The organism is Paenochrobactrum glaciei (assembly GCF_039522165.1).
In the GTDB taxonomy this organism is placed as follows: Bacteria; Pseudomonadota; Alphaproteobacteria; order Rhizobiales; family Rhizobiaceae; genus Paenochrobactrum; species Paenochrobactrum glaciei.
On sequence record NZ_BAAADE010000001.1, the window covers coordinates 12834 to 37146 of the forward strand.

Consider the following 24313-nt stretch of genomic DNA (forward strand, 5'->3'; position numbering starts at 1 on the left):
TTTGATTATTCTGCACTTAAAGATGAAATGTGTAAATTTAATGTGCACAGACAACAATGGCAGCACAATAAAGAGGCTCATTCTCTTGCTTATAAGCATGCTTGTCGTTTTAAATTACATTCGTCTCATTACTATTATACGCGCAAGGGGTACGGAATTCATATGGTCAAAGGCAAAATGAAAATATACCAAAGCGGTGGTTTGGATTATTTGCTGACTGATGGGCCAGACTTTATCAGTAATCACCTGCGCCAAGGCCGCATTTGGGAAGAACTTACTCTCAACATTTCCAAAGCGCTGATTAAAGATATTAAAGAGCCTGTTTTGGTGGATATTGGCGCAAATTTAGGCGCGTGGTCTGTACCAATGGGTTACCATATTCATCCCATAGGTGGCACGATCCACGCCTTTGAGCCGCAGCGCCCTGTTTTTTATCAGCTTTGTGCCAATTATATCTGTAATAATCTGACCAATTGTTATGCCAATAATTTGGCAATCGGTGATTTTACCGGCTTTATTGATATTCCCCTGCTCGATATATTTGAATGTAAAAATCTTGGCGCCTTATCGATTTCTGAAAAGATCAGAAAAGAGCAAGGCTGGATTACCAATGTAAGCCAAACCGAGCGAGTACGCATATCATCATTGGATGACTTACAATTGCCAACGGCCCATTTGATCAAAGTAGATGTTGAGGGTTTGGAATTTGAAGTATTTAAAGGTGGGAAAAACTGGCTTAAACAATCCGGCAATCCACCTATTCTTTTTGAAGTTTGGGGAGATTATATGGCAAATATGATCCCGACACGCCAAAAACTGATGCATTTCCTGCAAAATGAAATGGGCTATGAGCTTTTTCAATATGGTGAATTATGCATCGGGCAGCATCAAAATAATCAGAAAATCAATATCGGCGCATTGATTGGCCAAACCGCGTAGAGGGAGATGACATGAAAGCACTTTCGGTTGTCAGTCCGTCCGGTCGCAAGATTGCAAGTGGCGAAAAGACAATTGAAGTCCGGCGATGGTTGCCGGATTTATCCCCCGATGAAGATTTACTCATCATCGAAAACGATAAATATCTGACCAAAACAGGTGATACAGATCCCGATGGCAGAGCTGTTGCTATTGTTCGTGTCAGCTTGGTGCGCCCGTTTATCATGGCTGATATGCAACCGGCCTGCGCCAGCTACTTTGAACAAGGCTGGCACTCATGGATTCTGACCAATATTCGCCCTATTAGTTCTGCCAAAAAAGTCCTAGCAGCTCGTGGCATCTATGAAGTCGATGCCACTGAAATTTTTGCAACGAAAACTTAATAGACATTTTTTCAGTATCGCTTTTACTCACGCTCAGTTTGAGCGAATATCGATATTGTGAACATAAAGTAATTCGTTTTCAATATCCTGAAAAATAGGGTTGGCAGTAGCCTCACCTATATATTCGCGGAAATGATTCTTAACCTCATTAATATCCAAGCCAAGTTCATGGAAGCCGATGAGATAATTTCTAATTTTATTTGGCCAATCCAGAGGGTAATTAACGCCAAACGGACGGCCAAATCGGTGAACCCAGCGTAAAAACGGCAGGCAAAGAGTACGCCCACCGGCTTGGCGGGCTTTTTCATGCAAATAGCCTTCATCAGCTCCGAAGCCACGAAAGAGCGGATTGAAACCCGGCCAGGCATCGCGGCGGCAGGCAAAAAGCCCTACACCCTGCATCGGAATGTCAAATGGTGGTGCATTTTCGTCTTCGCCACGCGGGTCGGTACCCCAATAGCCATAGTTACCACGCTTCCAATCCGCCTGATAATGCGTGTAAATTGATGATAAATTATCAAGAACAAGAGGACCTTGTAAGAAGTCCTTTGTATCAGGATTTTCATCAAAATGGTTCAGAAGCTTTTGAATGGCCCCCGGATTAATCAGAACATGACAATCAATCGACAAAACATAATCAGTACGTGCTTCTTCAAAGAAGATATTCCGCACTGAGGTGCCGTTCTTTGAGGCATAAGGAATATATTGAACATTATCAATAATATCCGTTAAGTGCCGCAAATGCGAAGCACAAACGCCAGCAGGATTATTATCGACGATGATAAATTCTGCCTGCTCCAAAATTTCAGGGTGATGCATACGAAGCGACTGAAGCGAGAAATAAACACCATCATAATCATCATGCGTTGCCATGCCGATGGTCAGTTTTCGTGGGTATTTTTTGGCAACTAACGGTGTGGAACGACCATTTTGTTCTGAAGCAACAGCACTTAAACCATCGACAAAAGCTTTAGCTTCATCACGATTATAGTTATGACTGACCAAATGTTTGATGAACTTTACAACTTCCAGCGAAATATCATTTTCGCCACTAAAGCAAAAACGCAATTTTATTGTTTCAGTATCTGCGCCCTGCAATTCAGGTATATCAATCGTATCGTCAATCCGAACAGAAGTTTCTCCTGTCCCCTGATCAATACTGATAATCATTGCAGGTGTTATATTCTTCTTAACTGACAACCAAGCCTTAATCGGCACGACTGTTGTCGTTTGATCCGTAACTGCGATACGATTTCTATCCCACACAGGGGATGATAAAACTGAGTTGGTAATCGAGCGCTCAGTAATTAAGGGCAACCCCATCGGCAGTATGCCAGCTGGTGTCACAACAACTTGCTCTCCGCCCACATAATCGAAAGCATGTTGCAACATCAAATTGACCAGTAAGTGCCTGCTTTTGTTATCATTTCCAACAATCACAATACCTTTATTAGCATAAGCGAGAGCACTGCCCTTGATCAACTTCTGCTTGCTGTCACCATCTTTCGATCCAAACAGTGAAAGAGAAAATATAATTAAATCATTCAGAAGGTTTTTAAGGTTTGAACTCCGCTCATAGGAGGAATTCTTATTTTTTATAAGAATGCCCCCTTCAGGCTTTATAATAATCAAAATTTCATAACCATAGTTCATACGATCTTGAACAGGCTTTAAAATTCCTTCCAAAAGAAAAGATATTTGAGAAGGATAACTAACCTTAATGTTTAAATCAGCTAGCTCAATATATCCGTAATTTAACATTTAAAGACCCGAGTTACATAACATATAATTTATAGACAACTAAAATATACGAATAAATCATATTTATTAGAGCCATTTAAATATCAGTAATCGAAGGAATGGGTTCTTCTGTAGTGAAAGTCGGCGTTGGTTCAGCTGTCACAGTCACGGTTTGCGTCGGCGTTGGTTCAGCTGTAACCGTTGGCTCAGGAGTGACAGTAGGTTCAGGTGTCTCCGTCATCGTCATTGATGTTACCCCCGGGTCTGTAGGTTCCGGCGTAGCTGTTGGCTCAGGAGTGACAGTAGGTTCAGGTGTCTCCGTCATCGTCATTGATGTTACCCCGGGGTCTGTAGGTTCCGGCGTAGCTGTTGGCTCAGCGGTGACGGTAGGTTCAGGCGGAGTTTCCTTAACCTTACTGCCGCACAATTCGATCCAAAGCGGCACCACATCTTCACGATCAATGACTTTCAAAGTTTTATTTGAACCGCCATCAGACTTCTCACCCTGCGGAACCACCACATTAAGGCTGGTATTTTGCGCCACGACCAGATCAGAGCGCGGTTCGCTGCGGACACGGTTTTGATCGCCACCAAAATACATCCGCAAACCTGCAAATGCAGCTTTGTAGTCGCTTTCGCCAATGCGCCCCTCTCCAAAAATAGAAACGGAGCTTTCTTCAAAAAGGTGCTCCCCCCCCAAAGCGCCAATATTATTTTTATCTTCGTAATAATATCCTGCATAAACCTTTGTATTGTCAGATACATAATAGGCCAGTCGTGATTTCACAAAAGGATTTTCATTTTTGAAATCCCAACCCGCTACAGCAGATAGTGTAAAGTCACCTGCATAAATTTCGCCTTCAAGACCTAAGCGATGGCTCTCGTCTTTGTCCATGTTACGCAAAGTCGAACCATAAATACCGACCATTGCTTGTTCGGGATCACGCCAGAAAAGATGTCCCGTTACTTGCCAGCCAAGCTTTTCGTTTTTGCCAACTCCAAGCAAGCCATCAACCTGAACGCCAAATCGATCTGACAAAGGTGCAGTAACCGAACCTAAAAGACCAGCAGAGGCGCGACTATCGTAATAACAAGCATAAGCGCCAATACTTGCATTTATATCAGAAACAGCAGGACGATTATAACGCTCTTCTATTGGAGGAGCTAAAGTCAGATGTAAATCAGCTGCAAATGCACTTTTAAGTGGAATTATAATGGAGTTGATTGCTGTAGAGCACATCAAAGTCAGATTAAATAAATAAAATCTGAAGCTTTTCTTCCGCATTATCGTCCCCTTGAAAAATCTATATTTCAAAAAAACCGTACATGAGAAAAATAAAAAGACAATAACAAAAAATTAACCATACTTTATTTATTATTTTAAAATAAATATTTACATTTTAAAATAAATGAATAAGAGCGCATGAATCACTTATATAATAAAATAAAAAGTATTTTTAAAAAAAGTGCTTAATTATTAGACACTTATATAAAATCGTATTTTCTTAACTCTTCTATTTATAAGAGAAATATATAGGAAGTAATGTATTCAATGCCCTGAAAAATTGAAACATGATTTTCTGATTTTATTATTATGTAGTCGTTATTTTTTAATATTAAAAAATAATACCCACCTGTAAACAAGCGGGTATCACCAACAAATGTAGAATCAGAACTAATCAACACACATTGATAAGTTGCGCCAAATGATTGCCAAAATCACCGCCCTCACCGCCGGCATTGATTGTTTTGAAATAATCATGCCAGCCTGATTGTGCGATACCTCCAATCAAAGCATTGAGAGCCTGATCATCGGCGCAGCGCCAAATCGCATAAAATTGATGTTCGCTAGAATACAGTTTCTCTTTATCAATTTGTCCAAGCGAAATAGCCTCAACGCCAAGGGAAGCTAAGGCGGGCATGGCAGCCCCCACTTGTTCCAAGAATTGCTGACGTTCAGCAGCTGTAAGGTTAAGCCAAGTTTGTTTCGGGCTATAAAGCTCGGCAAGATAATGCGGCATGATAAATTTTCCGTTTTAATGATATTTCAGGCACGAATAGAGCGCAATGCTCGTTTACAAATGCGTTGTGTTGCAGCTGATGAGCTGCTTGCCTGCCATTGCACGCATAAATTCTGCACCCATTCCGGACAGTCTTTAGATGCATCATTCAGCCAATTAGCGACTGAATCCTGCACATAAATAGATGGATCAGCTTTTAAGGATGCTAAAACTGGCAAAGCTAACTCCGGCTTTTGCTTAAGTTGTGCAATATGCTGACACCACACACCACGCGGGCGAATAGATTCGGTTGCAAAGCGCCGGATCCGTTCTGAAGAAGATTGCGCCCAATCAGTTAAATAGCGAATAGTCTCATCCAAATTGGCTGCTAAATCACCGCGGACAGCCATCCACGACCATTCACGCACACCAAAATGAGGATCATCAGCAAATGGTTTGATAGCCTCAAGACGTGCATCCAAGCTTAAATCTGAGCGCTGACCAACCATAAAACAACACCATCCACGCACCGTGTCGGACGAATGATGCGCAAGCTGCGTGATAGCTCCTTCACCCAATCCACGCGTGATAATACTGGCGGCCAAACGCATGCGCTGTGAAATACCACTTGCGGCACCTGCTTCCATTTCTGTTAAAGCCTGCACGCTTATTTGCGGCAAAACGACACGCATTAGCTTAGCAAAATCCACCGCCAGACATTCAGTCAGATTGGTGGCCTCTGCTCCATCATTCAGTGCATCGAGCCTTTCTTGCGGAATATCTTTGACGCCGCGCCCTTTTACTTTGGCTATGCTCATGATGCAGCCTCAACCAGATTGTTGCGAATACGTGATAAAAAACCATTGAGTGTCTTGCGTTCATCCGCAGAGAAACCGGCAAATAATGCCGAAATCCATTGCGTGTGCGCATTAAACAAATCACGTGCGCAGGCTTCGCCGTGAGGCGTTAAAAGCACTGCGACTTTGCGTCGATCTTCAAGGCTTGGACAACGCTTAATGAACTGATCACGCTCCAAGCCATCCAGTAAACCTGTGATGGTCGCACGCGTTACACCGGCACGTTCCGCCAGTTCAAATGGCGACAAACCATCCGCCTGCCCGTGCAAAAGAAAGAGTAAAACAAACTTTCCCTCCGACAAGTGATAAGGCGCAAGCCGTGCTGCACAATCTTTATCGATTGTACCGGCAAGTGCCAGCAGCTCGAAACATGCGCGCAGATTGTCAGTTGAAACCTGACCGCGCCGTTCAGCTTCCTCAATAAGAGCCAGATGTTTTTGTTCTAAACTTTTCATAAGGTACCATATAGTATGGTGCCTAATTAAAATCAAATAAAAAATGATCAGACCCGAAATTAAAAAAAATATCGAATCTGACCATCTTAAGGAACTATCTGAAGCCTTAAGCCTTATTCGCTCCAAGGCCCTTGATATTCACTGACCTTGGCTTCCATATCAGCACGCGGACGCTCAGGCACAACGCTTTGCGACGTACCAATATGAACAAAGCCAGCGACGCGTTCATGCGGAGCAATGCCTAAAAGCCTGCGCCCTTCCTCTTCATTTGCATACCAATTGGTAATCCAGTTGCTGGCAAAACCCATTGCATTGGCAGCATGACAAAGGTTCATCGCAGCCGCACCAGCCGACAAGAACATTTCCCATTCCGGAATACGCGGATGCTCCACCGGAGAAGAGACTACCCCCACAACCAAAGGGGCACGGTCAAAACGCTTCAACTCTTGCTCTTTACGCGCTTCGGTCAGCGAGCCTTCCAGTTGCTCAAGACGATCTGCCAGCAATTGGCCGACCTTTTTGCGTGCATCACCACGATAAATAATAAAGCGCCAAGGGGTCAGACGACCATGATCAGGAACGCGTGCGGCTAATTTCAGCATCAATTGCAACTGATCTTCATCAGGCCCCGGAGCAGCAAGAGCAGAAATAGGCGTCGAGTGACGCTTCGAGAGAAATTCAAGCACGGCTTCTTGCATTAACAGACCTCATTCAACAATTCTTGCAACGATTTCAGGCCAACAAAAGGCCCCATTTGACACCTATGCAGTCTGCACAGTTTAAAAGCTGAACATCTTTTTCTTTAGTCAGCTATTCGTCAGATATTATTCCTGTATCATAGGGTTATGATAGAATTCTTTTTTAAGGCTTCGTGATATTAAAACAAGCGAACAGACAGGTTTTTCAGTGTTTTTATGATTTTATGCCTCAACATAAAAAATAAATTGAAAAAAACCAGTTCAGGCCTTGAAAAGACCGTCAGAGTGGTTTCAAAAACAGATATGTCATACCAAAAGCTCTGCTCCTCTTTTACACATCATCCGGCGCGCGTTCAGTTATCACAACGCTCGCGATTGACGGCTGTTTTACTGACATTGTGTTTAACGACAGCGCCATTGCAGGCGCAGGAGCTAAACATCCAGCCTAAATTACCTGATCTGTCACATATGCTGCCGCCAAGCACAGATATACAGCCACTGCCCTTCTCCACCTTAAGCGAACCGGAAAAGGAGTATCCTGAACTCGTTTTGCAGGCAAAACTGACGGATGAGACAGCCGATATCAGCAATGGTCTGACCTGGCGCGTTTTTTCGCCTGATGCCGGTGAAGATGGCCAGCTACCGCTGATTGCTACGGCTAAAGGTGGGACTGTTACCTTTACTTTGCCAAAAGGCAGTTATCTCGTGCACGTCGCCTATGGACGAGCGGGCGCCACCAAACGCATCACGATGCGTGATGAGCCACGCCAGGAAACCATGGTGCTGGATGCTGGCGGCCTGAAGCTTAATGCCGTTTTGCCGGATGGAAAGCATCCGATTACCGATCTTTTACGCTTTTCCATCTATGGCGATGACGATACATCCAATGACCGCTCGTTGATTTTACCGGATGTAAAACCGGATGCCATCACGCGCTTGAATGCGGGCACGTATCATGTGATTTCCAATTACGGCACTGCTAATGCGGTGATCCGCGCCGATATTCGCGTTGAAGCAGGCAAGCTGACCGAAGCAACGGTTGAACACCGTGCCGCTAATGTCACCTTGAAATTGGTACGTGAAAAAGGCGGGGAAGCGCTTGCCGATACATCTTGGTCGGTACTCAATGCCTCAGGTGATGGTGTCCGTGAAAGCGTGGGCGCTTATGCGTCGATGGTATTGTCGGAAGGCGAATATATTGCCATAGCCAAAAATAAAGACCGTATCTATCAGCGTGATTTTAAAGTCGTGTCCGGCCAAAATGATGAAGTCGACGTGATTGCCAGCGCCGAATTTGAAGCCAATAATGACGCGACGGACAGTGATTAAACATTATCAGACAGGACATTAGCCGTGACCACTGCGCATCCAGATAAGACCATCAAAGCCGCCATGCTTGCCATTGGTGATGAATTATTATCAGGGCGTACGAAAGATAAAAATATCGGCTATCTGGCTGAAATGATGACCGAAATCGGCATTGATCTGACAGAAGTGCGCATAGTGCCCGATGACGAGTCACGCATTGTTGCTGCCGTCAATGAATTGCGTAAACAATATCAATATTTGTTCACATCAGGCGGCATTGGCCCGACCCATGACGACATCACCGCAGATGCAGTCTCTAAAGCCTTTAATGTGCCATGCATTTACGATGAAAAAGCCCTGCAAATGCTGGCAGACAATTATAAAAGCCGCGGGCTTGAGTTTACCGATTCCAGAAAACGTATGGCGCGGATGCCGCGAGGTGCTGTCCATATCGATAATCCGGTTTCCACTGCCCCCGGTTTTCAGATCGGCAATGTTTATGTAATGGCCGGCGTGCCTTCTGTGTTCGAAGCCATGCTGCACAATGTGATTCCAACCCTAGAGACCGGTAAAAAACTATTATCGGAAAGCGTTGATTGTCCCTTTGGTGAAGGTGTGATTGGCATACCTTTGTCCACCATTCAGGAAAAACACGCCAATACAATCATCGGCTCTTATCCGAGCTTTAAAAATGGCAGTTTTTCAACGCAGCTCGTTGTGCGCGGCCATCAACTCAGCGACATAAAAGCAGCCGTGCAAGATATTGAGCAAATGCTGGCAGATTTAGTTGCCAAGCAAGCGCAATAATATTTATCATTCTTATACAAAATGCTGAAATCTGTGCTTATATATATCTTAGCACATCAGGAGGTCGAAGCATGTCCTATAAGACTGTACTTGCCTATATCCGTAGTGAAACAGAACTCGCCAGAATCCTGTCAGCAGTTGAACTTGTCACCGACAAGCTTTCAGATGCGCATGTGATCGGATTATATTCCATCCCAGCTGCTGCCGTTTATGCTGATATCAACGGCTTCATCGATCCGGGTATGTTTGAACTGCATGACAAACACCATGCGGAAAACGCGGAAAAAATTAAAAAGCTGTTTGAATCTACAATGCAGAATCAAACATCGACCTATGAATTTCAGGTAATCCGCTCGGATACCGGCACCGGCGCGCAAGGCGCGACGCAGATTGCCTGTGGTGCTGATTTGATCATTACCGGCCAAACAGACCTCAATGATCCTGATATTGCCAATGATGCCGTCGACACTCTGGTCTTCGATAGCGGACGTCCGGTGATGATGGTACCGCTTAAAGCCGTTAATCCAGTTAAAGCGCTCGACCGTATTGCGATTGCCTATAATGGCAAGCGTGAAGGTTCACGCGCAGCAATGGATGCACTGCCGCTCCTCAAAACAGCACAACGTGTAGAACTGCTGTGGATTGATCCGCCGCTGGACGATCAGGGACAAGGTATTATTCCGCAGGCGCAGGAATTGGCCAAGGCGCTTAATCGCCATGGTGTCAGCATCAGTATTCAAACACTGACGTCATCCGGCCGCTCGGCCATGGACACTTTGCAGGAATATTTGCAAGCGACTGACACCGACATGTTGGTTATGGGGGCTTACAGTCATTCCCGTCTGCGTGAATTGGTGTTCGGCGGCATGACAAAATCTGTACTTGGCACAATGCCATCACTCACATTGTTCTCCCGCTAAATGTGAATCGTTTCAAACTTTAATGATTTTAAAAATAAAGGGCGCATCTTGCTAAAAGATGCGCCCTTTATGTTCTTCAAAAACCAATAAAAACAAAAAAGCCATCTATTATCAATTAGATGGCTTTTTATCTTAATAATTAAATTTAGCGACCGTCTGGCGTGCGCAAACCAATCCATTTATCTTTCACAGCTTCATAATGCTGCTCTGGCTTATACTCGGTCACCTGCAAACCAAGGTCACGCGCTGTCATGCGACCGGAAGCATTGAGAATTGCATAGCTGGCAACAACCAGATCATGCTGCGCTCTTACCTGTGCAATCTGAACATCGGTCAGATCATTTTGAGCTTTCAACACATCCAAAGTGGTGCGCTGACCAACTTTGCGTTCTTCAACCACACCGTCGAGTGCAAGCTGTGCAGCTGCAATACCGGTACGGGTTGAAACAACGTTAGCTTTAGCAGCTTCGTACTGCGCCCAAGCAGAACCAATGCCCTGACGCACCTGATCACGAATGACATCAACTTCGATGCGTGCCTGACCAAGCTGCTCTTTGCTTTGACGAACCAAAGCAGAGGTACGGCCACCCTGATAAATAGGAATATTGATGCCTAAGCCAATCGAAGCGCTGTTACCATCAGCACTCACGCCGCCATTACCGCCTGAATATGTATCAGTGCGGGAAGCGCCAGCATTCAAATTCACACCCGGCAACAATGCGCCTTCTGCGGATTTGACATTATAACCAGCCGCATCAACAGCATATTTGGTTGCCAGAATGCCCGGATGTGCATCAGTAGCGATTGCCAAAGAGGCAGCAGGATTGCGAGGCAACAATTTATCAACTGGTGTTGCAGCAGACAGTTTGCCCGGCTCCTCACCGATAACCTGACGGTATTCAGCTTCAGCCGATTTCACATTCGCTCTGGCAGCATTAAGAGCTGCTACTGAATTCGAACGGTTGGCTTCGGCCTGTGCAACGTCGGTACGTGTACCTTCACCCACATCAAGACGGGCACGGGCTGCACGCACCTGCTCATTCATAGCAGCAAGGTTACGCTCATTGAGGGCTGCAATCTGGCGTGCCTGATAAACATTCATATAGGCAGCAACAGCACCAAAGAGGCTATTCATCTCTTCATTGCGCAGCTTTTCACGAGTCGCGAAAACCTGTGATTCAGCAGAAGCTACTTTGTTTTGGGTTTGAAACCCGTCAAAGAGCATCTGATTAAGCTCAATACCTACCTTTCCAACAGTTGCGTAGGTATTGCCCAACGAATTATGGCTGCGTGAACGCGCAATGTTATATGAGCTGTTTACGGTCGGACGATAGCCGGATTTGGCAACCGCGACACCTTCATCAGTTGCCCGCAAGCCGGCACGTGCAGAGTTAAGCTTGGCATTGTTATGGTATGCCTTATTCAAGGCGCCAGTCAGCGTGTCTGACCAGGCTGTACCGGACATCAATACGGAACCGGCTAATAATGCAGCTGTCAAAATGTTCTTGCGCGCCTTGTGCACCGTAAACCTCATCTCATTAAGTCAAATATGTACCGAACCAACTAGTTCGGTAACGTATCAATAACCATAAAACCGTTTCATTTCTAGCGCCCAAGACAACAGATCAACAAACAATCTCAGCAAGGTTGCAGATTTGTCTCAATCTTTTGGGTCAGAATGTAAATTCGGCTTTACGAGCAAATTCACGAAGGGGTTTGACCGACAGATTAAAGACATCCCTGCATGAAACAACGGCGTTTTCCTTGGTGTAAACACGCGCAACACCTAGGTTTCCCTGCCCTTCAACTGCAATCAGTCTTCCGCCATCCTTAAGTTGATCCTTAAGCGATTGCGGAACATAATCTACGGCACCTTCGATCAGAATGACATCATAAGGCGCTTCTGAACTGTGGCCAAGGCCAAGTTCACCGGTCACGATCACAACATTGTCATAGCCCAGAGCACTCAAAACCGAGCCCGCCTGAGCTGACAAAGTAGAATCACTTTCCAGCGCGATGACCGATCCTGCAAGCTGAGAAAGAATTGCAGCTGCATAGCCGCTACCACTTCCAACGTCCAAAACCAGATCGCTTGGCTTAATCTCCGCTAACTGGATGAGTTTTGCAAGAGGCGATGGCTCCATCAGGTAACGATGCGCATCACTAGCCAGCTGAATGTCTTCATCGATATAAGCCAGTTCTTTGCGATTTTCCGGAACAAATGCCTCACGCGGCACAGCCAAAAACGCGTCCAAAAGTGCTAAATCGGTGACATCAGTCGTACGGATCTGGTTGTCTACCATCTTGGTACGAAGGTTTTGAAAATCAGCCAACATGGCCTCGCCTTTCAGTTTCTCGCTGCTCACATGCAGTACCAGTTACCAGGCATGTTTTGAGAGATCGGCGGCATTACATTCAATGCCTTGAGCACCCTCAAGAAATGCAATTGGATATTCTGATGTGATGTCGCAAAAAAACACTGTCCAGTCAATCAATAGACAGCGTGACCAAACAGCACTTAACCACTTTGATTCTCTCAGGTGGCGAGATAACCACAAAAACATAACAGACAAACGACGCAGCGCTTAAAAATAGAATGCCATGGCGCAGTTATTGGCCAATATAGATCATTTAAGTAAGTGATTGTTTTAGTTGATAAATGAGCAACTCTTCATTTAAAAGAGTGGCTCCCCGGGCCGGATTCGAACCAGCGACCAACCGGTTAACAGCCGGTTGCTCTACCACTGAGCTACCGGGGAACAGGTGCTCTATATTTTAATAAGCTATGATTTCGCTTAAAAATCAACTCCAATCTTCTAAGAAGAAGAGTGGCTCCCCGGGCCGGATTCGAACCAGCGACCAACCGGTTAACAGCCGGTTGCTCTACCACTGAGCTACCGGGGAACAGTTACTCTTGGTGTTGATGAAATGGCGTATAGCAAATGATTTTCTGATTTGCCAAGCCCTAAATCATTATTTTCAAACTTTTTTACAGTTTCCCTCAAAAAAGCGGTTTTTAGTCCTATATTGCTCTCTATGGATGAGCATAACTTTCAGAAATCACAGCGAAAAACACTAAAACGGACTTTTCAAATGCCTGAATCGGAATCATCTCCACGCAAAAAACATACGATTCTTATTCTCGGTAAGAGGATCCCGATTCCAGCCAGCGTATTTATGCGTCGTATGGTCGGCACCGGTTTCGTGCTTGGTGGTACTTTTAGCTTTTTGCCAGTTCTCGGCATCTGGATGCTGCCGGTTGGCTTAATTCTGCTTTCACATGATTCTCATCGCGTGAGACGTTTTCGCCGTAATTCAGAGGTCTATGTTTTAAGAAAATGGCGAAATAGCCGCTTTGCCAAAAACAAAGCCTGATTGTGTTAGGCCGGTTCGGCATGGTTTTGTCTATTATGCACTGATTTTGCAGATATATTTGTATTTTCTCACAACATGTCTTGACGGAATCAAAGTCGTACCATATTGAGAACCCACTTCCAGCGATGGCCTCGTGGCGGAGTGGTTACGCAGAGGACTGCAAATCCTTGCACCCCGGTTCGATTCCGGGCGAGGCCTCCATTTTCTCACTGACAATCAGTTAAAAATTCAACAGTATCCATCTCTGTGATGACTGTATTTTTGTCGTGAGCTATCAAAGCTTTCCAAGAATAGTATTTAACCACCCTATTCAGCCTGTATTCACCTCACATCAATTTAAATATACTGTGTTTGTAGTACCATTACGATGGTCTGCATAAATTTTCCCATGCGCCTTTAAAGGAAACACAGATGAAATTACCCGTTTCTGCTTTATTACTGACAGCCTTTACCCTGACAGTTGCCCAGCCCGCCTTTGCAACAACGGGTCCGGGCTGCCTTCGTGTCGTGAATGTACAACAGGGTGATGTTCTCAACATTCGCAGTCAGCCAACCGCCTCTTCGCCAGTTGTTGGTACAATTCCAGCAGAAAATCACGGTGTGATTGTGTTGAAAGCCAAATGCGAACCTTTAAACCGTCCTTGGGCCAATCGTTGGTGCCCTGTGACTTATTATGGCGAAGATAAATCTTCCAAAGGTTGGGTTTATGCGCGCTATATTCGCGATAATGACTGCCCGTAAAATCTATAACGTCAGCCTATTATCAAGCTGTAATTATGCAAGGGGATGCATCTATGTTAAAACGAACATTCTATACAGCATGTGCCTTATTCTTCGCCTCCTCTGCTTACGCTGCAACGGATTGCAGCAATGCAGAGGATCAAGCAACGATGACCAAATGTGCCAGTGAAGAATTGGCAGCAGCCGATAAAAAATTAAACGAACTTTATAAGACAATTGAAAAACGTTTAGCTGATGATCATGACACCAAGAAGCTTTTAATCGCTGCGCAACGGGCATGGATCGGCTTTCGTGACAGCGAATGCACCTTTGCAGCCTCCGGCACCGATGGTGGCAGCATCCATCCAATGATGGTGGCCATGTGCAAGACGTCGTTGACGAAAACACGTAATGAGGAACTGGCCGATTATCTGAAATGTGAAGAAGGTGATCTCGGCTGCGTTGTGCCTGCTGAATAATTGCAGGTCTTTAATAAATCGCTCTACCAATAAAAAATGCCGCGCTTTTATCAAGCGCGGCATTTTTGTTTTCATTTACCGAAAGTGATTATTCGCTTTCAGCTGGTGCCGGTGTTGGTGTTTTCTCCACCGGCTTATCCTTGCCGCCCAGCCAGCTCATGATGAACACGAAGAAGACCGGCACAAAGAACACAGCCAGAATGGTTGCGGTAATCATACCACCAAGAACACTAGTACCGATGGCGTTCTGACTCGCAGCACTTGCACCTGTTGCAACAGCCAAAGGTGTTACACCGAGGGTAAAGGCCAGAGAGGTCATCAGAATTGGTCTGAAACGCAGCTTGGCAGCTTCAATTGTCGCTTCCATCAATCCCATGCCTTCTGCACGCAGATCCTTGGCAAACTCCACGATCAGAATAGCGTTCTTCGCAGACAATCCGATAATCGTAATCAGACCAACCTTGAAGTAAACGTCATTCGGCATATCGCGCAGCATAACTGCCAGAACCGAGCCGATAATACCAAGCGGAACAACCAGCATAACCGAGAGTGGAATTGACCAGCTTTCATACAATGCCGCCAGCAGCAAGAAGATGAACACAACGGTCAAGCCCATCAGGAACGGTGCCTGTGAACCGGACTGGATTTCCTGCAAGGACTGGCCTGACCACTCATGACCGAAGCCTGAAGGCAGGTCAGCAACCAGACGTTCCATTTCAGCGATCGCTGCACCGGATGAATAACCCGGAGCCGCATTACCGGAGATACGAACAGCCGGATAACCGTTATAGCCCACGACCTGCGCCGCACCCTTTGTCCAATGAACATTGGCAAAAGAACGCAATGGAACCATACCGCCGGAAGCATTTTGCACATTCAGATCAAGAATATTGTCAGCGCTCATACGCTTTTCCTGATCGGCCTGAATGGTCACGCGCTGCATACGACCTGCATTCGGGAAGTCATTGATATAAGACGAACCGAGATTTGCAGAGATGGTCGAGTTGATCGCGGCAAAGGTTACACCGAAGGTGTTGGCTTTTTCACGGTCAATATCAATAATGAGCTGTGCTGCATCCGGCATACCTTCAATGCGCATACCGACGAGGATCGGGCTTTGTGCAGCCGCGGCCATCAGCTGAGAGGTTGCGGCAGACAGAGCAGCCTGCCCTGCACCGGAACGATCCTGCAAGCGGAAGCTGAAACCGCCCGATGTACCAAGCCCCTGAATTGGCGGAGGTGAAAGAGCAAATGAAATTGCATCTTTAATACCAAACAGTTTCTGGTTCGCACGGCCTGCAATCGCGTTAGCAGAATCCTCAGCACCGCGCTCGCTCCAGTCTTTCAGTGTGATGAAAGCAAGACCCGCATTATCACCGAAGCCGGAGAAGGAGAAACCACTGATGAGAACGCGTTCTTCAACAGCCTTTTCCTGCTGGAAAATGGCATCAACTTCATCAGACACGCTCAACGCACGGTTTGCACTGGCCTCAGCCGGAGCCTGCAAGTCCACAATCAGGAAGCCCTGATCTTCATTCGGCAAGAAGGAAGACGGCAACTGCATGAACAGATAAGCCAGGCCACCAACAAGCACGACATAGATCAGCATGAAGCGGCCTGCACGCTTGATGATCCAACCGATACTGCCGGCATAACCACCAACGAGTGCATCAAATTTGCGGTTGAACCAGCCAAAGAAGCCGCGTTTTTCCTGATGGCCATTTTTAATCGGCTTCAGGAAGGTTGCGCACAAAGCAGGTGTCAGCGAGAGAGCCAGGAAGCCGGAGAACATGATGGAAACCACCATGGTCAGACTGAACTGCTGATAAATCACACCAACAGCACCTGGGAAGAAGGCCATCGGAATAAATACAGCGGTCAAGACCAGTGTAATACCGATAATCGCGCTATAAATCTGCTTCATCGCTTTACGCGTTGCTTCACGTGGCGGCAGTCCCTCTTCCGCCATGATACGCTCGACGTTTTCAACCACCACGATGGCGTCATCGACGAGAATACCAATAGCCAGCACCATCGCGAACATCGTCAACACGTTGATCGAGAAGCCGGCCATAAGCATCACACCGAGTGTTCCAAGCAAAGCCACCGGTACAACCAAAGTCGGGATGATTGTATAGCGGAAGTTCTGCAAAAACAGGAACATTACGAGGAAGACGAGAATAACAGCTTCAACGAGTGTGGTGACAACCTTCTTGATCGATACAGCCACGAAAGGTGATGTATCGTAAGGAATTGCATATTCGATATTGTCAGGGAAGAAAGTGGAAAGTTCTTCCATCTTGGCGCGCACAGCTGCTGCTGTTTCCATCGCATTACCGGTCGGAGAAAGCTGCACAGCCAACGCTGCAGCCGGACGGCCGTTAATTTGCGTGGCAAAGTTATAGCTTTCCGCACCCACTTCAATACGTGCCACATCACGCAGACGTACAGATGAACCATCCGGATTAGCGCGCAGCACAATCGAGCCGAACTCTTCCGGCGAGGTCAGCTGACCTTTAACCAGAACGGTTGCAGCAATCTGCTGATTGATCGGGTTTGGACGAGCACCAATACGACCAGCTGCAACCTGCGCATTCTGCGAGGCAATCGCATTGCTGATATCAGTTGACGAGAGGTTCAAACCAACCATCTTGTCCGGATCAATCCAGATACGCATCGCACGCTGACTGGCAAAAACCTGCGCACGGCCAACACCGTCAAGACGCTGAATTTCACCAAGCACGTTACGGCTCAGATAGTCACCAAGACCAACCACGTTGGTGCTGCCGTCTTTCGACATCAGAGCAACCATCATCAAGAAGCCGGAACCGGCTTCCTGCACCTGAACGCCCTGCTGCACCACGATACGCGGCAGGCGCGATTCTACTCGGCGGATAGCATTTTGGACGTCAATCGAAGCCTGACCGATATCGGTGCCTGCTTCAAAGGTAACGGTGATTTGAATAGTACCGGACGCATCGGAAGTGGATTCGAAATAAATCGTACCACTCACACTGTTCAGTTCCTGCTCAATCGGTGAGGTCACACTCTGATAGATATCTTCAGGTGCAGCGCCCGGATAAGAAGCAAAAACCGAGATTTGCGGAGGTGCAACATTAGGATATTGCGATACCGGCAGCTGGGGAATAGCCAGCAACCCCGCAATCATGATGAAGATAGCGACGACCCAGGCGAAGATGGGGCGTCCAATGAAAAATTGCGCCATATTTTATATCCTATTCGCCCTTATCTTTAGCAACTTCAGCTACCGGCTTTTCCGCATTGAACGGCACAGGAGCGACTGTCGCACCCGGTGCAGTTTTCTGGAAACCTTCAGTGATCACGCGATCACCTTCTTTAATATTACCGGTGATAACGAAACGGTCGCCCAAAATGCGGTTTACATTGACGGAACGCAGTTCAACTACATTTTCTGCATTGACCACCAATATGGAAGCGAGACCATCAGCATTACGCTGTACAGCCTGCTGCGGAACAGCCATGGCGTTTTTCTCGATACCCTGCTCAATCTGAACACGGACATACATGCCCGGCAGCAAATCACCATTCGGGTTCGGGAATTCACCACGCAGTGTTACCTGACCTGTTGTGGCATCAACAGCTGCTTCCGAGAACAACAGACGGCCAGTGGTCGGATAAAGCGAACCATCATCCAGCATCAGCTTAACTTCTGCTTCATTCGGGCCGGTCATCAGCTCACCATCCTGCAATGCTTTACGCAGACGGATAAGGTCAGCTGCTGGCTGGGTAAAGTCAGCATAAATCGGATCAAGCTGCTGAATGGTAGCCAGATTTTCCGGACTGTTGGCGCTTACCAATGCACCTTCAGTAATCAATGCACGGCCAATTTCACCGCTAATCGGCGCTGTCACTTCGGCATACTGCAAGTTCAGCTTGGCTTCAGCCAGACTTGCTTCTGCGGCTGCAACATCCGCATTGGCCTGCGCCAATTGTGCGACTGCTGTTTCCAGATTTTGTGCACTGGATACATTGGATTTACGCAGCTGCTGCTGACGGTCATTGGCTTGGCGGGCCTGAAGCTGGGTGGCTTTTGCACGCGCCAATGTGGCTTCAGCCATATCAACCTTCACCTGAAACGGCGCAGGATCAATACGATATAGCACATCGCCCTGATTAACCTTGGTGCCCTGCTCGAACACACGCTCAATCACGATACCGGAAACGCGCGGACGCACTTCAGCCAGACGTGTTGGTGCAATACGACCCGGCAAATCATTCAGGATTGGCAGAGCTTCCGGCTTCAGCTCAATGACACTGACCGACATTGGCGGCATAGCTGGCGGACCGCCTGCATCTTTCTTGTCATTACATGCGGTTAAAAAGCTGGCAGCCAGCAAAACGGCAGCCACTTTGTACAAGTAAGTATTTTTTTTCATTCTATATCCTGAGATATGAAACAGAGATTCCACGCGAAACATTCAAGCTTACTTATAGTTTTCGGAGGCAAAACCAAACTAGCCTGCTGATCACATTATGGTCATCCATGTTCGAGCTGCGGGTTAATCTTGAGTAATCAGTTGTTCAATGCCAGAGAGAATCTTCTCACGCTGCTCTGGTTGCCACTCCACCACGCCAAACATTTGCAAAATGCTCATGCCTTCAATAGCTAGAAGTGCCAACAGGGCTTTGTCCGGATTTTTTGTAGAACTTAGCATTTTACCAAGTTCTTGTCGAAATCCTTCATTCATGGTTTGTCGTAACTGCTCGTCCTGCGTCATGGCTGAGCAAAGCTGGAAAACAACGGCGCCGTCTTCTTCTTCTTTATAGTCGCGTGCGACATCAATTCGTCCGCGCAAACGGGCGTCATCGCCGTCTATATAAGGTTCTGTGGCTTTATCCAGCCGCTCGCCCCAACCTGCAATCCAGCGCTCGACAACAGCCTGAATAAGCGCTTGTTTGGTTTTGTAATCATAAATCACGCTGGCTTTGCTGATGCCGGCAACAACTGCCACAGCATCGAGCGTTAGTCTTGCTGCGCCATCGCGCAACACAACCTGCTCTGCCGCATCCAAAATTGTAGCGCGATCAATAGCTCTGGGCCTTGCCATCACAAATTTCCAGTTAATAACCATCTGGTTGGTAATTAAATGAAAAACCTTTGTCAATCTTTCAGGTTTAACAAAAATTAAGGATAAACTTAATGTGATCATAGCAAGATTTGCACGTCACACACTGAATTTCCGGTGCTTTCTGAGCATCAAACAAAAAAAGGCCGCGCAATGCGCGGCCCTTTTCAAAGGTCGTCTGACTAAAAGCGATTAAGCTTCGTCTGCCTTGTCTGCTTCTTTTTTCTTAGGAGCAGCTTTTTTCTTTGGTGCCGCTTTTTTAGCTGGCTTGTCGCCTGCCTGATCTTCGTCTTCCGCAGTCAACTCTTCTTTGGTTACTTTCTTGTCAGTAACGGTGATTGCAGCCAACAGATGGTCAACAACCTTTTCTTCAAAGATCGGAGCGCGCAAGTTTGCAACTGCATCCGGAGTTTTACGCAGGAAATCGTAAATCTGCTGTTCCTGACCTGGGTAACGACGTACCTGGTCGTAAACTGCACGCTGCAATTCTTCTTCAGTTACTTCAACGCCAGCTTTTTCACCGATTTCGGAGAGAACCAGACCGAGACGTACGCGGCGTTCAGCAAGCTTGCGATATTCTTCGCGTGCTGCTTCTTCTGTGGTTTCTTCGTCTTCAAAGGTGCGGCCAGCCTGCTGAAGGTCAAAGTTGATCTGCTGCCAGATGTTGTTGAATTCAGCGTTAACCAGCTTTTCCGGGCTTTCGAACTGATAGTCACCATCCAAAGCATCAAGAATCTGACGCTTAACTTTCTGGCGGGTGATTGAACCGTACTGGCTTTCGATCTGCTCACGAACAACTTCACGCAGACGCTCAATGGTTTCAATGCCGAGCTTCTTAGCGGTTTCGTCGTTCAGTTCAACTTCGCCAGCCTTAGCAACTTCCTTGACGGTGATGTCAAAGGTTGCATCTTTGCCAGCCAAATGCGCTGCGCCGTAATCAGCAGGGAAAGTTACATTGATAACTTTTTCATCGCCAGCTTTTACGCCGAGGAGCTGATCTTCAAAGCCCGGAATGAACTGACCGGAACCCAGAACCAGCTGTGCATCATTGTCTGCACCGCCGTCGAAAGGAACACCATCAACTTTACCGAGGTAATCCATGGTAACGCGGTCGCCGTTTTCAGCTTTGCCTTTTTTCGCTTCGTAAGAAGCGGTTGAAGACGCAACGCGCTTAACCTGTTCGTCAACTTCTTCATCAGAAATGTCGACAACTTCACGGGTTACGTTGATGCCGGAGAAATCTTTGATGTCGATCTTTGGCAGAACTTCATAAGCCAGCGAGAATACGAAATCGATCTTGCCGTCCAGAACCTGTTCAGCTTCTTTTTCGTCTTCCGACAAAACAACTTCAGGCTGGGTTGCAGATTTTTCACCACGATCAGCAAGGATCGAACGTGGGGTATCGCTGAGAATTTCATTGACGATTTCAGCCATGAAAGACTTGCCGTATGTCTTACGCAGATGCGCAGTTGGCACCTTACCCGGACGGAAACCGTTAATACGTGCATTACCGCGTGCAGTTTCGAGGCGTTCTGCGAGCTTTGCGACGAGATCCGCAGCTGGAATCACGACTTTAACTTCGCGCTTCAGCCCTTCATTGAGCGTTTCGGTAACCTGCATGTCAAAACCTTCACTTCTTATCATAATGCCGCGTAACGAACTTCTGGCGTCAACGCCGGCAAGAAACTGTTGTGCCATATGGCTATGTGTGCGCAATCAAACGCGTCAGACAATAAATGCGCACCTCAAAAACATAAAACCCTACCGGAGCCGTCTGGCCTTTTTCCGATAAAGTTTTCGCTTCAAAGACGCGGTCACTTCATTGCACCTCGCGCCAAATTTCACTTCCATTACGTGGACAGAACCCAAAGGTCAATGAATAACCGTCAATAATGATGCATGTCACACAGCGCTTATGCCTATATATTTACCCATTTGCGCCCTGACAATCCACCATCAGCATTTTAAGACATGAAAATTGGCAAAGTCGCAGGTAAATTGGACTGGTTGGAAAATGATTTTCGGATCATATTATAGAGAGTGCATCAATTACAGACACTTTAACTGGTTTAGAGCTGAAAATATCAGCCACGATAGCCAATCAAAATATATTTTTGCTGACATTGTGTTTGATTCGACTGTTTTATGCAGCCCATCGGCCAGTTTCATATCAAGCAAACAGCAGCAATGACCACATTTCAAATTTTCTTTAAAAAGCCGTGTGTTAAGTCCCGAAAATGTATAATTACCACTTGCACCACATTATTTTTTACCCTATGAGAGCGCTTGTTGCGGGCGTGGCGGAATTGGCAGACGCACTAGATTTAGGTTCTAGCGCCGAGAGGCGTGGGGGTTCAAGTCCCTCCGCCCGCACCATTTAAATCCCCTCATCACATTAAGAATTCCTCAAAAGCTTTTTAATATAGCTTGTGCGCACTTGTCTTCTCCTTGTGTGTGGCTAATCTTTGCCCTTAAAAATCAAGGATAAGCTAATGAGTTTGGAAACTGTTAAAGCCTTTTTCGCTGAAAACGCACCTGATTTGCAGGTCATTGAACTGGAAACCAGTACGGCAACTGTTCCGCTGGCTGCCGAAGCACATGATGTTGAGCCGGGGCAAATTGCCAAAACCTTATCTTTCAAAGTCAAAGACGATGCGGTTCTCATTGTAACCCGCGGCGATGCCCGTATTGATAATCGTAAATTCAAAGATCAGTTTGCCACCAAACCACGCATGTTAGACGCAGAAAGCGTTTTGGAGCTGACCGGCCATCCAGTTGGTGGCGTCTGCCCTTTCGGCCTTGCCAGCAATATGGCCATTTATTGCGATATTTCGCTCAAAGCCTATGAGGAAGTTGTGCCTGCGGCCGGCTCTATTAATAGTGCCGTGCGGGTTAACACAGAACGCCTGGCAGCGCTGACAAACGCCCAATGGATCGATGTTTGTCAATAAACAAGCATTTTAAAAACACCGGTGAACATATTGATATTGCTTCACCGGCTGGTTCCGGCTATATTAAACATTCCTTAATTTATCATATTTTTGCGAATTGAAATTGCAATTCTTAATATTGCCTTTTATATATGTTAAGAACAATTCTAAACTAACTTGAATTATGTTGATCTAATTGCAACATGAGACAAGCTGAAATTCCGGCTCCTTGCTAGCTTATGTGCAGCAGGAGTGTATCTGTTAAAACCTTCCCGCGCGGAAAGGATCTCGTATGCGACTGACCCGTCAGACCAATTATGCAATTCGGATGCTTATGTATTGCGCAGCCAATGAAGGGCAGCTAAGCCGCGTGCCGGAAATTGCCAGAGCTTATTCGGTTTCAGAGCTTTTTCTGTTTAAAATTTTGCAGCCGCTGGTTCAGAACAATATGATCGAAACCGTACGTGGCCGAAATGGTGGCATCAGACTTGGTAAAGCCGCCCATGAAATTACTGTTTTTGACGTGGTGCATGTCACAGAAGAGAATTTTGCCATGGCAGAATGCTTCGAAAACGATGCCACGGAATGCCCGCTGGTTGACAGCTGCGCCCTCAACTCCGCTCTGCGTGAAGCGCTCGGTGCTTTCTTCACGGTTCTTTCGCAATATACAATCGCGGATCTGGTGAAAGCCCGCCCGAATGTACGTATGCTGTTGGGCCTTGATGAAATGATTGAAGCGCGCGCCGCTTCTGCCGGTTGATAAAAGAAAAAATGAGCGGCATTAAATGCCGCTCACATCCTCAAGTGACCCGTGAGGCAAAATAAAGGGCACATCCGGTGGTGGCACCATGCCAACGCATAAATTGCAGCCATAAATCCGTGAGAGACGCTTGCCGGTCAACATAGTACGCGGCGCACCTGCCCCATCCAATTTTCCGTTTTGCATAATAATGATCTGATCTGCGAACATCGCTGTCAAATTCAGATCATGCAGGATAGCGACGACACCACCGCCCTCTGAGGCAAATTTGCGCGCAATATTCATCACCATGATCTGATGGCGAATATCCAGACTGGAAATTGGTTCATCCAGGAACAAATAACGCGGGCGGCCATCAATGACGGGCTTCCACACCTGACACAGCACCCGTGCCAATTGTACACGCTGCTGCTCACCGCCTGATAATTCCTGATAAAGACGACCGCTAAAGCCTTCTAAATCAACCATTTTCAAGGCGAGATCAGGTAATCTCTCCTGCTCTTGCGCCGAAACACCGCTAAAACCACCGGTCAGTCCCAGACGTACGATTTCACGAACACTGAATGGAAATGACAGGCTTGATGCCTGTGGCAGCACAGCGCGACGCTCAGCCATTTGCCATGGCTTGAACGAGCGGAAATTAGCACCATCCAATAAAGCTTCGCCACCATAGCTGACATCACCGCACAAAGCGCGCATCAATGTGGTTTTACCTGAACCATTTGGCCCGACAATAACAGTTACCTGACGCGGATAGGCTTTAAAGCTCACATCCTCAATAATGGTCTTACCTGAAATTGTAACAGACAGATCCCGAACTTCGATCATAATACCCTC

General features: G+C 46.6%; 23 protein-coding genes and 4 tRNA genes. 12 read left to right on the forward strand and 15 right to left on the reverse strand.

What is annotated here, in order from left to right; all coding sequences use genetic code 11:
- The first annotated feature begins 27 nt into the window (after nt 1–27).
- Both ABDZ76_RS00110 and ABDZ76_RS00115 read left to right on the forward strand, forming a co-directional pair.
- The gene (locus ABDZ76_RS00110) at nt 28–939 is read left to right on the forward strand and encodes an FkbM family methyltransferase (protein WP_343799863.1); all 912 of its coding nucleotides are present in this window, start codon (nt 28–30) and stop codon (nt 937–939) included.
- Between the two features lie 11 nt (nt 940–950).
- Nucleotides 951–1319, forward strand: a complete 369-nt coding sequence (locus ABDZ76_RS00115; RefSeq protein WP_343799865.1) for an ASCH domain-containing protein — start codon at nt 951–953, stop codon at nt 1317–1319.
- 33 nt (nt 1320–1352) lie between these two features.
- On the opposite strand, the gene ABDZ76_RS00120 is transcribed toward ABDZ76_RS00115, so the two are convergent.
- The 6 genes from ABDZ76_RS00120 to ABDZ76_RS00145 form a co-directional block, all read right to left on the reverse strand.
- Nucleotides 1353–3080, reverse strand: a complete 1728-nt coding sequence (locus tag ABDZ76_RS00120) for a glycosyltransferase (protein WP_343799867.1) — start codon at nt 3078–3080, stop codon at nt 1353–1355.
- A gap of 76 nt (nt 3081–3156) precedes the next feature.
- Nucleotides 3157–4344 carry a hypothetical protein gene (locus tag ABDZ76_RS00125; RefSeq protein WP_343799869.1) on the reverse strand — a complete coding sequence of 396 codons (1188 nt, stop codon included), beginning with the start codon at nt 4342–4344 and terminating at the stop codon, nt 3157–3159.
- Nucleotides 4345–4738: 394 nt separating this feature from the next.
- Nucleotides 4739–5080 (reverse strand): DUF6616 family protein, encoded by a 342-nt coding sequence (locus ABDZ76_RS00130; protein WP_343799871.1) that lies wholly within the window; start codon nt 5078–5080, stop codon nt 4739–4741.
- A 26-nt stretch (nt 5081–5106) separates the two neighbouring features.
- Nucleotides 5107–5877, reverse strand: a complete 771-nt coding sequence (locus tag ABDZ76_RS00135; protein WP_343799873.1) for a DNA alkylation repair protein — start codon at nt 5875–5877, stop codon at nt 5107–5109.
- Nucleotides 5874–6371: a MarR family winged helix-turn-helix transcriptional regulator gene (locus ABDZ76_RS00140; protein ID WP_343799875.1), complete on the reverse strand. Its 498-nt coding sequence runs from the start codon at nt 6369–6371 to the stop codon at nt 5874–5876. Before ABDZ76_RS00140 ends, ABDZ76_RS00135 begins: the two co-directional genes overlap by 4 nt.
- Before the next feature lie 113 nt (nt 6372–6484).
- Nucleotides 6485–7069: a nitroreductase family protein gene (locus tag ABDZ76_RS00145; protein WP_343799877.1), complete on the reverse strand. Its 585-nt coding sequence runs from the start codon at nt 7067–7069 to the stop codon at nt 6485–6487.
- A 375-nt stretch (nt 7070–7444) separates the two neighbouring features.
- On the opposite strand from ABDZ76_RS00145, the gene ABDZ76_RS00150 reads away from it, so the two are divergent.
- The 3 genes from ABDZ76_RS00150 (at nt 7445) to ABDZ76_RS00160 (ending at nt 10104) form a co-directional block, all read left to right on the forward strand.
- Nucleotides 7445–8398, forward strand: a complete 954-nt coding sequence (locus ABDZ76_RS00150) for a hypothetical protein (protein ID WP_374844492.1) — start codon at nt 7445–7447, stop codon at nt 8396–8398.
- Between the two features lie 63 nt (nt 8399–8461).
- Complete coding sequence (locus ABDZ76_RS00155; protein ID WP_343802828.1) at nt 8462–9184, forward strand: competence/damage-inducible protein A; 723 nt, start codon at nt 8462–8464, stop codon at nt 9182–9184.
- Between the two features lie 71 nt (nt 9185–9255).
- Nucleotides 9256–10104 (forward strand): universal stress protein, encoded by an 849-nt coding sequence (locus ABDZ76_RS00160; RefSeq protein ID WP_343799879.1) that lies wholly within the window; start codon nt 9256–9258, stop codon nt 10102–10104.
- 145 nt (nt 10105–10249) lie between these two features.
- Here the strand turns inward: ABDZ76_RS00160 and ABDZ76_RS00165 are convergent, their stop codons facing one another.
- From ABDZ76_RS00165 to ABDZ76_RS00180, 4 genes are all read right to left on the reverse strand, one after another.
- Entirely contained in the window at nt 10250–11638 is a 1389-nt protein-coding gene (locus ABDZ76_RS00165; RefSeq protein WP_343799881.1) for a TolC family outer membrane protein, read from the reverse strand.
- Between the two features lie 139 nt (nt 11639–11777).
- Entirely contained in the window at nt 11778–12440 is a 663-nt protein-coding gene (locus ABDZ76_RS00170) for a protein-L-isoaspartate O-methyltransferase family protein (protein WP_343802831.1), read from the reverse strand.
- Nucleotides 12441–12788: 348 nt separating this feature from the next.
- A tRNA-Asn gene (locus ABDZ76_RS00175) sits at nt 12789–12863 on the reverse strand.
- Between the two features lie 70 nt (nt 12864–12933).
- Nucleotides 12934–13008, reverse strand: a tRNA-Asn gene (locus ABDZ76_RS00180).
- Nucleotides 13009–13197: 189 nt separating this feature from the next.
- Here ABDZ76_RS00180 and ABDZ76_RS00185 point away from each other — a divergent pair.
- From ABDZ76_RS00185 to ABDZ76_RS00200, 4 genes are all read left to right on the forward strand, one after another.
- The gene (locus ABDZ76_RS00185) at nt 13198–13479 is read left to right on the forward strand and encodes a hypothetical protein (RefSeq protein ID WP_343802834.1); all 282 of its coding nucleotides are present in this window, start codon (nt 13198–13200) and stop codon (nt 13477–13479) included.
- A 127-nt stretch (nt 13480–13606) separates the two neighbouring features.
- A tRNA-Cys gene (locus tag ABDZ76_RS00190) sits at nt 13607–13680 on the forward strand.
- A gap of 210 nt (nt 13681–13890) precedes the next feature.
- Entirely contained in the window at nt 13891–14220 is a 330-nt protein-coding gene (locus ABDZ76_RS00195) for an SH3 domain-containing protein (protein WP_343799883.1), read from the forward strand.
- A 35-nt stretch (nt 14221–14255) separates the two neighbouring features.
- Entirely contained in the window at nt 14256–14678 is a 423-nt protein-coding gene (locus ABDZ76_RS00200; RefSeq protein WP_343799885.1) for a lysozyme inhibitor LprI family protein, read from the forward strand.
- A gap of 88 nt (nt 14679–14766) precedes the next feature.
- Here the strand turns inward: ABDZ76_RS00200 and ABDZ76_RS00205 are convergent, their stop codons facing one another.
- From ABDZ76_RS00205 to tig, 4 genes are all read right to left on the reverse strand, one after another.
- A complete protein-coding gene (locus ABDZ76_RS00205) occupies nt 14767–17904 on the reverse strand; it encodes a multidrug efflux RND transporter permease subunit (RefSeq protein WP_343799887.1) in 3138 nt (1045 codons plus the stop codon).
- Between the two features lie 10 nt (nt 17905–17914).
- Nucleotides 17915–19096: an efflux RND transporter periplasmic adaptor subunit gene (locus ABDZ76_RS00210; RefSeq protein WP_343799889.1), complete on the reverse strand. Its 1182-nt coding sequence runs from the start codon at nt 19094–19096 to the stop codon at nt 17915–17917.
- A 123-nt stretch (nt 19097–19219) separates the two neighbouring features.
- Nucleotides 19220–19870: a TetR/AcrR family transcriptional regulator gene (locus ABDZ76_RS00215; protein ID WP_343799891.1), complete on the reverse strand. Its 651-nt coding sequence runs from the start codon at nt 19868–19870 to the stop codon at nt 19220–19222.
- Nucleotides 19871–19978: 108 nt separating this feature from the next.
- Nucleotides 19979–21406, reverse strand: a complete 1428-nt coding sequence (tig, locus tag ABDZ76_RS00220) for a trigger factor (RefSeq protein WP_343799893.1) — start codon at nt 21404–21406, stop codon at nt 19979–19981.
- Nucleotides 21407–22077: 671 nt separating this feature from the next.
- On the opposite strand from tig, the gene ABDZ76_RS00225 reads away from it, so the two are divergent.
- From ABDZ76_RS00225 to rirA, 3 genes are all read left to right on the forward strand, one after another.
- Nucleotides 22078–22162: transfer RNA gene (locus tag ABDZ76_RS00225), tRNA-Leu, on the forward strand.
- A 116-nt stretch (nt 22163–22278) separates the two neighbouring features.
- Nucleotides 22279–22737 carry a YbaK/EbsC family protein gene (locus ABDZ76_RS00230; RefSeq protein ID WP_343799895.1) on the forward strand — a complete coding sequence of 153 codons (459 nt, stop codon included), beginning with the start codon at nt 22279–22281 and terminating at the stop codon, nt 22735–22737.
- A gap of 271 nt (nt 22738–23008) precedes the next feature.
- Complete coding sequence (gene rirA / locus ABDZ76_RS00235) at nt 23009–23476, forward strand: iron-responsive transcriptional regulator RirA (RefSeq protein ID WP_343799897.1); 468 nt, start codon at nt 23009–23011, stop codon at nt 23474–23476.
- A 21-nt stretch (nt 23477–23497) separates the two neighbouring features.
- Here rirA and ABDZ76_RS00240 read toward each other — a convergent pair whose 3' ends face one another.
- Entirely contained in the window at nt 23498–24304 is an 807-nt protein-coding gene (locus ABDZ76_RS00240; protein ID WP_343799899.1) for a heme ABC transporter ATP-binding protein, read from the reverse strand.
- Nucleotides 24305–24313: the final 9 nt, after the last annotated feature.

Bases quoted from the DNA above. Each gene is read 5' to 3' on its own strand.
- ABDZ76_RS00140 (WP_343799875.1), bottom strand. From the start codon at position 6,371: ATGAAAAGTTTAGAACAAAAACATCTGGCTCTTATTGAGGAAGCTGAA.
- ABDZ76_RS00155 (WP_343802828.1), top strand. From the start codon at position 8,462: ATGCTTGCCATTGGTGATGAATTATTATCAGGGCGTACGAAAGATAAA.
- ABDZ76_RS00210 (WP_343799889.1), bottom strand. From the start codon at position 19,096: ATGAAAAAAAATACTTACTTGTACAAAGTGGCTGCCGTTTTGCTGGCT.
- ABDZ76_RS00230 (WP_343799895.1), top strand. From the start codon at position 22,279: ATGAGTTTGGAAACTGTTAAAGCCTTTTTCGCTGAAAACGCACCTGAT.
- rirA (WP_343799897.1), top strand. From the start codon at position 23,009: ATGCGACTGACCCGTCAGACCAATTATGCAATTCGGATGCTTATGTAT.
- ABDZ76_RS00130 (WP_343799871.1), bottom strand. From the start codon at position 5,080: ATGCCGCATTATCTTGCCGAGCTTTATAGCCCGAAACAAACTTGGCTT.
- ABDZ76_RS00170 (WP_343802831.1), bottom strand. From the start codon at position 12,440: ATGTTGGCTGATTTTCAAAACCTTCGTACCAAGATGGTAGACAACCAG.
- ABDZ76_RS00205 (WP_343799887.1), bottom strand. From the start codon at position 17,904: ATGGCGCAATTTTTCATTGGACGCCCCATCTTCGCCTGGGTCGTCGCT.
- ABDZ76_RS00115 (WP_343799865.1), top strand. From the start codon at position 951: ATGAAAGCACTTTCGGTTGTCAGTCCGTCCGGTCGCAAGATTGCAAGT.
- ABDZ76_RS00185 (WP_343802834.1), top strand. From the start codon at position 13,198: ATGCCTGAATCGGAATCATCTCCACGCAAAAAACATACGATTCTTATT.
- ABDZ76_RS00195 (WP_343799883.1), top strand. From the start codon at position 13,891: ATGAAATTACCCGTTTCTGCTTTATTACTGACAGCCTTTACCCTGACA.
- ABDZ76_RS00160 (WP_343799879.1), top strand. From the start codon at position 9,256: ATGTCCTATAAGACTGTACTTGCCTATATCCGTAGTGAAACAGAACTC.
- ABDZ76_RS00165 (WP_343799881.1), bottom strand. From the start codon at position 11,638: ATGAGGTTTACGGTGCACAAGGCGCGCAAGAACATTTTGACAGCTGCA.
- ABDZ76_RS00200 (WP_343799885.1), top strand. From the start codon at position 14,256: ATGCAAGGGGATGCATCTATGTTAAAACGAACATTCTATACAGCATGT.
- ABDZ76_RS00240 (WP_343799899.1), bottom strand. From the start codon at position 24,304: ATGATCGAAGTTCGGGATCTGTCTGTTACAATTTCAGGTAAGACCATT.
- tig (WP_343799893.1), bottom strand. From the start codon at position 21,406: ATGCAGGTTACCGAAACGCTCAATGAAGGGCTGAAGCGCGAAGTTAAA.
- ABDZ76_RS00110 (WP_343799863.1), top strand. From the start codon at position 28: ATGTGTAAATTTAATGTGCACAGACAACAATGGCAGCACAATAAAGAG.
- ABDZ76_RS00125 (WP_343799869.1), bottom strand. From the start codon at position 4,344: ATGCGGAAGAAAAGCTTCAGATTTTATTTATTTAATCTGACTTTGATG.
- ABDZ76_RS00120 (WP_343799867.1), bottom strand. From the start codon at position 3,080: ATGTTAAATTACGGATATATTGAGCTAGCTGATTTAAACATTAAGGTT.
- ABDZ76_RS00215 (WP_343799891.1), bottom strand. From the start codon at position 19,870: ATGATCACATTAAGTTTATCCTTAATTTTTGTTAAACCTGAAAGATTG.
- ABDZ76_RS00135 (WP_343799873.1), bottom strand. From the start codon at position 5,877: ATGAGCATAGCCAAAGTAAAAGGGCGCGGCGTCAAAGATATTCCGCAA.
- ABDZ76_RS00145 (WP_343799877.1), bottom strand. From the start codon at position 7,069: ATGCAAGAAGCCGTGCTTGAATTTCTCTCGAAGCGTCACTCGACGCCT.